The following is a 12466-nucleotide window of genomic DNA, read 5'->3' on the forward strand; positions in this document are numbered from 1 at the left end:
GCAGAAAGCAAACTATAAAAAAGATTTGATATGGTCATTATATCCATAGATAGCTAATATATCGCCCTGTTCCAGTACGGTGTCCGGTTTAGGTATACCGTGGAGTATCGTCGTAACCATACTTTTTCCAAAGGTTGTTTTCTGTTCTTTGCTTTTTAAAATGGTCAATACCAATAGCTCGTATTTTTCGCGGAAACCGATCTCTTGAATACTTTTACCCACATATTTATCCGGCACGACGGCTTCGACGATGCTGTAATTACTGTTCAGCTCGAATGAATCCACCAGCCCGGTCATGCAAAGCTTCTTTGACCAGCGTTCGGCAGATTCTTCCTCGGGGTGGGCAATCTCGGATATTCCTAGAGCGGTCAACACTTTTTCATGAAGCCTGTTGACCGCTCTGCTGATCAGGCGTTTGACCCCGGCTTCTTTACATAGGGCTGTCACCATGATATTGGCGCCTTCATCTTCTCCTATTGCCACTACGACTACATCCGTATTCCTCAGGGGCAAAGTATAGAAAGCGGCTTCATCAGTAGCATCCAGACAGATACAATGTGTTATTTTTTCCTTTAGGGCAGTTATCTTTTCCATCCGTTGATCCACTCCCACGACTTCGTTGCCCTGCATCGTTAATTTCATGGCCAGAGAGGCGCCGAAATTACCCAAACCTATAATGATAAATTTCATGATGTTGCGTTATTTATTAATAAACCGTTAGCTCTTCCTGCGCATAGCGGTAGTGCGTATATCTTGTTTTTTTGATAAAAGCAATGAGCACCGACAAAGTGGTCACACGGCCAATGAACATCAAAAAGATGATGACAATTTTGCTTCCCAACGCGAGTTCAGGGGTTGCTCCCAGCGACAGCCCGACTGTACTATAGGCCGAAAAACACTCAAAGGCAATGTCCACCAACGGGCGCTGTGGTTCAAAGAATGATATCGCAAATACCCCCATGCCGATCGTCATAAGGGATAAAAACATCGTCGCAAAGGCCCGTTGCTGTGATATCCCGCTGATTTCCCGCCTGAACACTTCGGTACGGTCCTTGCCACGGGCCAGGCTCAATACATTCAATATGGCTACAGCAAATGTACTCGTCTTGATTCCGCCTCCGGTAGAATTCGGAGAAGCACCAATCCACATCAGCAGGATTATAAACAGCACGGACGAGAATTGCAAAGCTCCAAAATCGACACTGTTGAATCCGGCCGTCCGTGGCGTAGTTGCTGTGGTAAAGGCAATAACTAACTTACCGATACCGCGATGTTCTGAAAGCACATGGCTATATTCATTAAAAAAGATAATAAGCGTAGCAATACCCGAAATAGCAACGGTAGTAACCAGATTGATTTTACTATTGATATTCAATACCCAGGGCCGGTATAGGTCTTTCTTAGATGTCCATTTGCCAATAAGCCGGTTTATAATATGCTTTAAATAGGTCAATATATTGACTACAATAGGAAATCCCAGGCCACCAAATATATAGATCAAAGCTATCACCAGTTGCAGATTATAATTGAAAACAACCGTTTCATTCATCAGTCCGTCCGGTAAGAGGGAAAAACCTGCATTGCAAAAAGATGAAACAGCATGAAACAGGGAAAAGAAGACCTTTTTGATGCCTAATGCTGACATTTCATCTCCAATACTGCTGTAAATGGCGAGTGCGCCTACAAGCTCAATACCAAAAGTAATCAATACTGTATGTTTTAACAGATCAAAGACTTCAGACATTTGTTTGGTGTTTGAGAACCCTCCGATAGTCAATTGGTCTTCATATGAGCTTCCTCCCTTTAAAAAATAACTAAACAGACCGGCAAAGCTCAATATGCCGATACCGCCCGCCTGTATCAAAAGCATGATAATCAATTGTCCCCAAAACGTAAAATGGCTCGCAGTATCCACAACTACCAGCCCCGTGACACAGACAGCACTGGTCGATGTAAACAACGCGTCCGTCCAAGCCAGCGGTCTATGAAGGGCGAAAGGTAATTTTAGCAAGAGCGTGCCCGCAACGATCAGCATAAAAAAACTAAATACAAACAGCTGGGCAGGATTATACAATCGCTTTTTCATTCCGGATAAGTATAATAAAAACAGCAGTAAAACTATAAAATATTTTCAGGACTTATCCACCGTTTATAGATGTTTAACAAAAACCTTTCGATCCTCCTGACATTCCTACCCGCAGGAATACTTGGCTATTGTTTCCGAGGGCTAAAAAGAAAGGAAACCGCTGATAAAAGCATACTAGCCGACTGACCTGTCATTAATTATTGAATTTCTTGCACCCGCTTGTCTAATAGATGGCGTAGATCATCTGATGCAGGTAGCTCGAAGACTTCCAGGTCAAAATATTTTATCGCCGCAAAGAGGTGATCGAAAATATCGGACATGACATCCTCAAAAAATGCCCATTCCGTCCCCTTTGTAAACATGTAGAGTTCCAGCGGAAGTCCGTTTTCAGTGGGATCCAGTTGACGGACCAGCAAGGTTAATCCTTGATGTATATTGGGGTTATGCAGGGCATAAGCTTTTATATACGCCCTGAACAGGCCTACGTTTGTCATTCTGCGCCCGTTAACCAATACCTCTTCGTCAACATTGTGTTCATTGTTATATTTCTTGATTTCTTCTTCTCTTTGTGCGATATATGGAGCCAGAAGTGCGATTTTCCTCAGTTCTTCTATTTCGCTGTTATCCATATATCGGATGGTTGATATCTTGATATGGATAGCGCGCTTGATTCTTCGCCCACCACTTTCCTGCATCCCCCTGTAATTCTTAAAAGAATCACTTAACAAGGTGTAAGTAGGTATGGTCACAATCGTCTTGTCCCAGTTTTGTACACTCACGTTATTGAGATTGATTTGTAGGACATCTCCGTCAACACCATATTTGGGCATTTCTATCCAGTCCCCGACACGTACGGAATCATTTGCAGAGACCTGTATGCTGGCCACAAAACCAAGTATCGTGTCTTTGAACACTAACATCAGTATAGCAGATGCCGCGCCCAGAGAGACGAGAAAAGACCATGGCGAATTGCCTGTAAGAATAGAAACGATCAGGGTGCCGACAACAAATATGAGGAATATTTGAAAAACCTGAAGATAGCTGTCCAAAGGCTTATCCACAAACGCCATGGAAGATCGCAGGATATCCCGCGCAGTCTTTAAAACACTGTTTACCAGCCCGTAAACCGCAAATATAACCAGTATGCTCAAAAATTTGTCGAGAGCCGTTACAAAAGAGGGAAAACCAACAAAAATCAGCGGTAAGAATTGCTGTGAGACAGCGATGAGAATAAGACGGCTTAGGTGTACATGTACTTTGTTGTCAAGCAGATAGTCGTCCCAGTTACTTTTCGTCTTTTTGATCAATCGTGTAACGATCGAATTAAAAAAACTTTTCAAAAGAAAGTCAAGGAGCGCCAACAGGATAAAGGCGACAATCAGAAAACCGGCCGAGGTAAGGATATGCGCAATTCTATCCTGCACGCCTGCAGTTTTTGCAAGTTCAAATGTCCATTGGTAAATCTGACTGGTTGTCTGTTCGGTCGTGTTAATGATGTTTGTTTTTTCCATATTAACAAACAAATGTACAAAAAATAAACTAAATGGGGCTAGATAGGCTTCTAATGGGTACACAGCCCCTATTTTATCTTTTGCTTTTCCCTTAGTGATCCGGTATAGTTGTTGCTCCTTATAGCTCCTTTTCGTCCATTTCTACTGCTATTTATCGCCAATTTGCGGGGGATTGGCCTTAGCCGTACTAAACCTGTTCATCAATAATGCGACCATCGAATCTCCCGACACATCGGTCGCTGTCCGGAGCATATCCAATGGTCTGTCGACGGCAAATATCAGGGCGATACCGGCTGGATTGACTCCGATAGATTCCAGTCCGATTACCAGCATCAGGATACCGGCTCCCGGCACGGCCGCGGCACCGATAGAGGCCAACGTTGCCGTTGCTATGACACTTAGCTGTTGAGCGGTGGTCAGGTCGTATCCCATGACCTGCGCAATAAAGATGGCGGCGACACCTTGATACAGACAGGTACCGTCCATGTTGATCGTGGCTCCTATGGGCAAAACAAAGCTCAGCACATCTTTTCGTATATGCAGGTTCTCTTCTGCACACTCCATCGTTGCAGGTAGCGTAGCCGCACTCGAGCTGGTCGAAAACCCCAACAGTTGGGCGGGCAAAATAGCCTTGAAAAATTTGACGGGGTTCATTTTGCCAAAAAAATAGACAAACATCGTGTATACGCCATATACCAAAACCAATAGCCCGAGTACAACGGTAACAGCGTACATTGCCAAAGCTTTGAACATATCAATGGAAGGTGCCTCTGCAATGAGCGTAACAATAAGAGCGAATACAACACCATATGGAGCAAACATCATCATGATATCGACAATCTTCAATATGATGGCATTTCCGGTGTCCAATACGTTTTTTAACGTCTCTATCTGCTTAGCGGGCAACAATATCATCGCATACCGACCAGCAGGCTAAAGAATATGACCTGGAGCATATTACTGTTTGAGGTTGTCGCATGAAAAATGTTTTCCGGAACGATATCAATGAGTATCTGCAAGGGCCCTATGACTTCCTGTACTCCAGTAACTTGGTCTACCTTTTGCTGTACTTCGCCTCCAAACATTTGTAACATCTGCTCCCGGGTAGCTTCAGTTATAAAGCTACCGGGCTTAATAAGGTTAACCAACGCCAGGCCTATAGTAACAGCGATAATCGTTGTTAGTATGTACACGGCAAACGTACGAAGTCCCAAGCCGGAAAGCTGTGTTACATCTTTTAGATCAGAAACTCCTTTGATAAGAGATACAATGATAAGAGGGATAGCGATCAATTTCAACAGTTTGATGAAAATAGTACCAAAAGGCTTTATCCAGTCAATAACAAATTCTGCCCTCCTGTAAACTGGATACAGAGCCACCCTGTCAGTATGCCTCCTACAATACCTATCAGTATCTGGCAGTGCAATGCAATATTTTTCATATTTTCTCTTTTTTTGTTAGTGGTTATCTGTCAATGAAGTTACTGTCCTGTTTACCCCAAACCACCCGAAAGTAGTGAAGTAACCAAAATCAAGCTTCAAAAGGCTATAAACGCAAAAAAACTTCAAGTTTCCTTAAAGCTTTTTTAGTAGCCCCGAGCAGAATCGAACTGCTATCAAATGTTTAGGAAACATCTATTCTATCCGTTGAACTACGGGGCCAGCTAGGAAAATATACTGTTCAAAAATATAAAACGGCTCTTTCAAAAGCAACGTCAATCCAAAAATAAACCTCATAAAATCTACCAATATTTATGTAATTAAAATATAGAGTATATCAATACTATATAAGCAATAATTATACTTTAATATACTACTATTGATTACCTTTGCATCACATTAAAAGAAGATACTATTATGAGTTTTACAGGTAAAAATTTCCCTAACATTACAGTTGATGCTATTGATTACTTAGGTGACTATATTTCACTAAACATTTTCGAAAAAGCACAACAAGAAAACAAAAAAATCTTATTATTCTGGTACCCAAAAGATTTCACCTTCGTTTGTCCTACTGAATTACACGCTTTCCAAGCTGAGGTAGCGGAATTCGAAAAACGTAATACAATCGTTATCGGTGCTTCTTGTGATTCAAACGAAGTTCACTTTGCTTGGTTAAATACACCTAAAGATAATGGTGGTATCGAAGGTGTCGAATACCCTATTATCGCTGACACAAACCGCAACTTATCTAGCATCTTAGGTATTTTGGATGTTAAAGAAGTTGAGCACCCAGAATTCGGTTTAATCGCTGAAGGTTCTGCTGTAACATACCGTGCTACTTACTTGATCGACGAGACTGGTAAAGTATTCCACGAGTCAGTAAACGATATGCCTCTAGGTCGTAACGTAAAAGAATATATCCGTTTGATCGACGCTTACACTCACGTTCAAAAACATGGTGAAGTTTGTCCAGCAAACTGGGAAGAAGGTAAAGAAGCAATGAACGCTACACGTGATGGCGTTGCTTCATACTTATCTATGAACTAAGAAATTAGTAAATCAGAGAGGTGGAGTACTTCCACCTCTTATTCAAAAAATCCTTATTATTATGTTGCAAGAATTAGAAAACGACACATTACAAGACGTTGTAGCAAACAACGAAATCGTAATGGTACAATATGCTGCTTCATGGTGCGGAAACTGCCGTATTATGAAACCGAAATTCAAAAAAATGGCTTCTGAAAACGAGAATGTAAAATTCTTGATCGTAGATGCAGAGAAATTCCCTGAATCTAGAAAATTAGCTAATGTAGATAATTTACCTACTTTTGCGGCGTTCAAAAATGGCCAGTTGGTAAATCAAGTACAAACAAACAAAATCGACGGATTAATCGACTTATTAAATGAAGTTACCAGTAATTAAGCACCTTACGGAATTCATCGAACAAAACGATGCAGATTACGTATTGGAAACTATCGAAACATTAGAAGCGCTTACAGAAGTGCCTTCATTGAAAGATGAAGAATTGGATGTAATCGGCGAACTGATTTCAAATATGTACGGTGCGATCGAAGTTGATAAATTAATCAAAGAAGGTACACCGAAAAAAGAAGCTTTAAACATGTTTATGAAACGTGTTTTAGGGTCTATCGACAAATAAACAATATTAAAAAATTGTTCCTATCTTACTTGAAAAAAGATTTCCAGATTGCACATGTGTAAAACTCCTTCAATGTGGAAATTTTTTTTTACCTGAATAGATAGGAATTCAATCTTTTATACTACTTTTATAGTAGAGCTAAAATAACTCTCGCAGAGTTTACATCACATTCTATAAAATTGTGACTAGAACGCCAAAGATTTATTGAAGCACACTATTTAAGACTAAAAGATTTTTAATTGTTGTTGAAAAAGAGTTGAAGTAATATTTCAACTCTTTTTTCATTTTAACAATTCTGTTTCAATTTGTAGATTTTGCGATAAACCGATTATATTTAACTATGCGAAATATTTCCAATTACATCACCCTTATAGCTTTCCTACTCTTTCATTTTCAATCGGCAAAGAGTCAGACTGCTTCTAAATCCGCTAGCGATATTCAAATCGGCCTTCAAAAACTCAATACGCTCGGCTCGGTCTTGTATTTTGCAGCGCATCCCGATGATGAAAACACCAGATTGATCGCTTGGCTTGCTCAAGAACAAAAATATAGAACAGCTTATTTATCGTTGACCAGAGGTGACGGCGGACAGAATCTTTTAGGAACAGATTTGGGGATTAATTTGGGCTTGATTCGTACGCACGAATTATTGGCGGCTCGTTCAGTTGACAAAGGTGAACAGTTCTTTTCTTCGGCTTATGATTTTGGTTTTTCCAAAACCCACGAAGAGACTTTTCAATTTTGGGACCACGAGACAGCTTTACGTGAAGCGGTATGGATTATTCGTAAGTTCCAACCCGATATCATCATTACACGTTTTCCACCAGACAAACGTGGCGGACATGGCCATCACCAAGCCTCGGCCATTTTAGCGCACGAAGCTTTCCTAGCAGCAGCTGATAAAAACAAATTCCCTGAGCAACTAAAAACTTTAAGTACCTGGCAAGCAAAACGACTGATTTGGAATACCGCAAATTTCGGTGGACAAAACAATACTTCTGAAGATCAACTGAAGATCGATATAGGCCATTACAATGCTATTCTAGGTCAATCGTATGGTGAAATAGCCGCACACAGCCGTTCGCAACACAAAACACAAGGATTTGGCTCTGCGTCTTCGCGCGGTACTTCCTTTGAATATTTTGAACATGTAGCAGGAAGCAAAGCAAACAAAACTTTATTGGATGAGGTCGAAACATCTTGGCAAAGAATTCCCAATACGCAAACTATTCAACAGCTAATTACGAAGTTAAATACGGAATTTGTATCTGCACAACCACAAAAATCTGTTAATTATTTAATTAAACTTAAAAAAGCTTTAGAAGCTTATGTTATCGATACCAAAAATCCTTCAGCAGCCAACCATCGTTATTGGATAGCACAAAAGAAACAAGAAGTTCAGGACTTGATTATTGCCTGTGCAGGAATTTGGTGGGATGCATACAGCAATCAAAATCAACAAGTCGTAAATAAAGACTTCTCTTTTCAGGCAGAAGTAATTGTTCGCAATCCCGATATTCAGGCGGAACTTGTTAAAGTGAACGACCAAGATGTCAATCAACCATTACAAACCAATAATCTGTGGAGAGGCAATGCCAAAACAATCTACAAAAGCACTTCGCAGCCGTATTGGTTAGTACAACCGAACACTTTAGGAAAATTCAATATTCCTATTGAGTCAGTAGGCTATCCGACAAATCCTGCAGCTCCAAAGGCAACTTTTACTTTCAAAATTAATGGTGAACCTATTGCCTTATTTCAGGAAATCCAGCATCGTTATGTAGATCCGGTAAAAGGCGAAGTACATGATCCACTGGTAATGCTGCCCGAAATAACTGTAGAGGCTGCTTCTAATATTATTTTAAGCAAGAATCAAGAGGAAAAAAGCATTGAAATTACCTTCACACGTCACGATAATAGTAAATCACAATTTGAGGTGCAGCTTGCTCCACTCAAAGGTTGGAATATTTCAGCCAGTAATTTGACTCTTGATTTTGGGAAGGAAAATTCTATTACTAAAACTTTAATCTTAAAACCTACAGCTGCAAATAGCGAGAAAGTTGTTTTGACATTTAGTCACAGTGGAGAAGTTTTAAGACATATCAAAACACTTTCTTACGACCATATACCGACCATTACTTGGTTTCCTACTACTGAAATTATTTGCCAAAATGTACAATTGGAAAATTCGGTTAAAAATGTAGGCTATATCGCTGGCGCAGGTGATTTAATAGCAGAGGCTCTTCCTCAAATTGGCATCAACGTGACTACATTATCAGACAAAGATTTATCACTTAGCAACCTAAAACAATATGACGCCGTAATCATTGGCGTGCGCTATTTTAATGTTGCGAAGACCAGTGGAAATAACCTGAAAAAGCTTTTAGATTATGTAAAAGAAGGTGGTGTTGTTCTCTCGCAATACAATGTAAACGGCAGATTAACATCAGATAAGCTGGGACCTTATGATTTTAATATTGGGAGAGAGCGTGTCACAGAAGAAGACTCTAAATATAACTTCGATTCTGCTGATCCTGCTTTTTCTTATCCCAATAAAATCAACAGCAAAGACTTTGAAGGTTGGGTACAAGAACGTGGCTTGTATTTTGCTGAAAATATAAACAACAATTACAGAACTCCATTAAGTATGCATGATAAGGATGAAAAGCCTCATAATGGTTCTTTACTTATTGCAAAATACGGAAAAGGTAAATTTGTTTATACTTCCTTGTCGTTTTTCAGACAATTGCCTGCTGGAGTACCCGGAGCTTACAGATTATTTGTAAATTTGTTAACAAACGAAAAGTAAATTATCACAATAACATGGAAAATCAAGTAAACGATCAACCTTTAAATGTAAAAGGTCTTATTTTATTAATCGGAACTATCTTTGGTGCATTAATCTCTTTTGCAGCTTGTGGTTCTGTCTTAAGCCTTATTGGCGGATTAGTAGGCGGATTAATCGTAGCTACAATCTTTATTTCTGTAATTCTTCCACATAAAGAAAGTGATAGATAACAATATGCCACCTTTTGCACGTAGTTGGCGACAATTTTACTGGATAGTGGTTGTCTGGCTCGTCCTGTGCATATTAGGAATGTATTTATTTACACAATATTTCTCATGAGTATTATCGACTGGATAGTACTCTTTACTACCCTGCTTTTGATAGTTCTGTATGGAATCTACAAAAGCAGGAATATTAATAATATTGAAGGATTTCTACTTAGTAATCGCGAATTACCTTGGTACAATGTAGGACTTTCGGTCATGGCGACACAGGCTAGCGCCATCACATTTCTTTCCGCTCCAGGTTTAGCTTTTACTTCGGGAATGAGCTTTGTCCAATTCTATTTTGGACTGCCGCTGGCAATGATTGTTCTATGTGTCACTTTTGTCCCCATATTTCATAAGCTTAAAATTTATACCGCCTATGAATTCCTTGAAAAACGCTTTGACATCAAAACCAGATCCCTTACCGCTTTATTATTTCTTATTCAACGAGGCATTTCGACGGGAATAACCATTTTTGCTCCTTCCATTATTCTGTCCTCAGTATTGCATGTAGATGTATTTTATACGACTTTACTTATCGGCGGAATTGTCGTGTTATACACCACTTATGGAGGGACTAAAGCCGTTTCCTATACCCAGTTATTGCAAATGGGTATTATCTTCGGGGGATTACTTGCTGCTGGAATGATGGTGATACATTTTTTACCTTCAGAAATAGGCTTTGTAGAAGCGCTGCACATTGCAGGGGCATCCAATAAAACTAATGCTATAGATTTTACACTTGATTGGAACAATCAATATACGGTTTGGACAGGTTTAATCGGCGGCTTCTTCTTACAACTTTCCTACTTTGGAACAGACCAAAGTCAAGTAGGTCGCTATCTGACAGGATCATCAGTCCGTGAAAGCCGTATGGGTTTATTGATGAATGGACTTCTAAAGGTCCCGATGCAGTTTTGTATTCTGTTAATTGGGGTATTGGTTTTCGTATACTATCAATACAATTCCGCTCCGCTATTTTTTAATCCAACCGAAATACAAAAAATTGAAAACAGCGCGTATGGAGAAGAATACAAAAAATTGCAAGCAGAACAAGATTTTCTAACTCAGCAACGCGTACAAATATTAAATAATCTACATCAGGCTAAATCTGAAAACAAGGAAGAGCATATAAAAGAAAACCAAGAACATTTAAAGTCTATAAATAAACAATCAAATGCGTTACGCGAATCCGCAATAAGTTTAATTAAAGCTAATGACAGCAAAGCAGAAACGAATGATAATAACTACATTTTTCTTTCCTTTGTTACTTCTGTTTTCCCCAAAGGCTTAATCGGATTGCTCATCGCCATCATTATGCTTGCATCCATGGGAGCCACATCCAGCGCAATTAACTCGCTTGCATCTACCACCGTTATAGACATCTATAAAAGACTTATCAATAAAAATGCTTCTGAAAAAAATTACTTAAATGCTTCACGATTGTGCACATTTGGATGGGGCGTTTTTGCTATTATCGTCGCTTTATTCGCAAACAAACTGGGCAATTTGTTGGAAGCAGTTAATATTTTGGGGTCCTTATTTTACGGGACTATTTTAGGAATCTTTCTAGTGGCTTTTTACTTTAAGAGAATTCGTGGAAATGCGGTATTCTGGGCAGCAGTATGTACAGAAATAATCGTCGTTATCATCTGGATACAGGAAGTCATAGCCTTCCTTTGGTTGAATTTAATCGGATGTGTACTAGTTATTTTATTTGGGTACCTTTTTGAAGCGATATTTTCAAAGAAAGCTACAGTAACGAATTCGGAAGTAGACTAATAATACTTCCTATACAAATCGTATAAAACAGCTCTATCTCTAGCCGTCAAAACACCATTTACTTCCGTACGAATAAATTTACGTTTAAAAGCACGAATAGCGGCTTCTGGATTGCTCATATCGTAACCAATAATCTTGAGTGCGTCCGTGGGATTAAAAGCAGTAGGAGGCTCAGGAAGGAAATCTTCATTATACCACACACCGAATCCTTTTTCTGCCAATATTTTCCAAGGGAAATTGACATTAGGATCATCTTTACGTGTTGGCGCAATATCCGCATGACCAATAAAGTTTAATTGAGGTATTAGATATTTAGATTTTAGGGTATCTAACAACACCAAAAGCGAGTTTATCTGTGTTTCGGGAAAAGGTTCTCGACCATTATTATCCAGTTCAATCCCCAGTGACACCGAATTCATATCCGTAATCGTACCCCATTTGCTTTTACCTGCATGCCAAGCGCGGTCATAATCATTCAGCATTTGAATTACTTGCCCATCACGACCAATGACATAATGCGAACTGACTTTGGTATGTGCTAACTGAAACGTACGAACCGTTTGAGCCGTGCTATTTTGTGATGTATGATGAATAATAACATAATTAGGCTTGCGGTTGTCGTAATGAATAGCATTTGCCCAATCCGTGTTTTTATTGACACCCGCTCGCCTCTGCTCCATCAATTTTTCCTCGGGAGTCAATTCCTTAATAACTGGAATAGAAGGGAAATTAGGAAGCGTGTCCGCGCTAACTAGTAAGGTCGTGGTGCTTTCCCTTACAGACTTTGCTGATTCTTTAATAACCTGTGTTAAGGAATCTACTTTACTTTCAGTAGCCGCAATTAGTGGTTTCTGCTTCAGATCCTTCTTCGACCCACACGCACATAATACCGTTATTAATAACAATCCTAATCCACCCCACTTCATCATT

The 12466-nt window shown here is 39.6% G+C and carries 12 protein-coding genes and 1 tRNA gene; 6 read left to right on the forward strand and 7 right to left on the reverse strand.

Annotation, left to right across the window (positions count from 1 at the left end):
* Window positions 1-12 precede the first annotated feature (12 nt).
* From H8B04_RS04445 to H8B04_RS04465, 6 genes are all read right to left on the reverse strand, one after another.
* Window positions 13-690, reverse strand: coding sequence for a potassium channel family protein (locus tag H8B04_RS04445; protein ID WP_165290375.1), 678 nt, complete (start codon window positions 688-690; stop codon window positions 13-15).
* Between the two features lie 16 nt (window positions 691-706).
* The gene (locus H8B04_RS04450; protein ID WP_165290376.1) at window positions 707-2086 is read right to left on the reverse strand and encodes a TrkH family potassium uptake protein; all 1380 of its coding nucleotides are present in this window, start codon (window positions 2084-2086) and stop codon (window positions 707-709) included.
* A 197-nt stretch (window positions 2087-2283) separates the two neighbouring features.
* Window positions 2284-3597, reverse strand: coding sequence for a mechanosensitive ion channel family protein (locus H8B04_RS04455; RefSeq protein ID WP_190301582.1), 1314 nt, complete (start codon window positions 3595-3597; stop codon window positions 2284-2286).
* 147 nt (window positions 3598-3744) lie between these two features.
* Window positions 3745-4512 (reverse strand): dicarboxylate/amino acid:cation symporter, encoded by a 768-nt coding sequence (locus H8B04_RS17240; protein ID WP_262891405.1) that lies wholly within the window; start codon window positions 4510-4512, stop codon window positions 3745-3747.
* Complete coding sequence (locus H8B04_RS17245) at window positions 4509-4976, reverse strand: dicarboxylate/amino acid:cation symporter (protein ID WP_317170640.1); 468 nt, start codon at window positions 4974-4976, stop codon at window positions 4509-4511. The genes H8B04_RS17240 and H8B04_RS17245 overlap by 4 nt, the downstream gene beginning before the upstream one ends.
* Before the next feature lie 210 nt (window positions 4977-5186).
* Window positions 5187-5258 (reverse strand) — tRNA-Arg (locus H8B04_RS04465).
* Between the two features lie 195 nt (window positions 5259-5453).
* Here H8B04_RS04465 and H8B04_RS04470 point away from each other — a divergent pair.
* The 6 genes from H8B04_RS04470 to H8B04_RS04495 all read left to right on the forward strand — a co-directional run bounded on the left by H8B04_RS04470 (window position 5454) and on the right by H8B04_RS04495 (window position 11536).
* Window positions 5454-6086 (forward strand): peroxiredoxin, encoded by a 633-nt coding sequence (locus tag H8B04_RS04470; RefSeq protein WP_165290390.1) that lies wholly within the window; start codon window positions 5454-5456, stop codon window positions 6084-6086.
* A gap of 61 nt (window positions 6087-6147) precedes the next feature.
* Window positions 6148-6462, forward strand: coding sequence for a thioredoxin family protein (locus tag H8B04_RS04475; RefSeq protein WP_165290391.1), 315 nt, complete (start codon window positions 6148-6150; stop codon window positions 6460-6462).
* Window positions 6443-6700 carry a DUF6952 family protein gene (locus H8B04_RS04480; RefSeq protein WP_165290392.1) on the forward strand — a complete coding sequence of 86 codons (258 nt, stop codon included), beginning with the start codon at window positions 6443-6445 and terminating at the stop codon, window positions 6698-6700. The genes H8B04_RS04475 and H8B04_RS04480 overlap by 20 nt, the downstream gene beginning before the upstream one ends.
* A 340-nt stretch (window positions 6701-7040) precedes the next feature.
* Window positions 7041-9509: a PIG-L family deacetylase gene (locus H8B04_RS04485; protein ID WP_190301583.1), complete on the forward strand. Its 2469-nt coding sequence runs from the start codon at window positions 7041-7043 to the stop codon at window positions 9507-9509.
* 14 nt (window positions 9510-9523) lie between these two features.
* Window positions 9524-9718 carry a hypothetical protein gene (locus H8B04_RS04490; RefSeq protein ID WP_165290394.1) on the forward strand — a complete coding sequence of 65 codons (195 nt, stop codon included), beginning with the start codon at window positions 9524-9526 and terminating at the stop codon, window positions 9716-9718.
* 105 nt (window positions 9719-9823) lie between these two features.
* Entirely contained in the window at window positions 9824-11536 is a 1713-nt protein-coding gene (locus H8B04_RS04495; RefSeq protein WP_190301584.1) for a sodium:solute symporter, read from the forward strand.
* Here the strand turns inward: H8B04_RS04495 and H8B04_RS04500 are convergent.
* Window positions 11533-12465: an N-acetylmuramoyl-L-alanine amidase gene (locus H8B04_RS04500; protein WP_223815271.1), complete on the reverse strand. Its 933-nt coding sequence runs from the start codon at window positions 12463-12465 to the stop codon at window positions 11533-11535. The genes H8B04_RS04495 and H8B04_RS04500 overlap by 4 nt on opposite strands.
* Window position 12466: the final 1 nt, after the last annotated feature.

It is taken from the genome of Sphingobacterium litopenaei, from assembly GCF_014692495.1.
GTDB classification, from domain to species: Bacteria; Bacteroidota; Bacteroidia; order Sphingobacteriales; family Sphingobacteriaceae; genus Sphingobacterium; species Sphingobacterium litopenaei.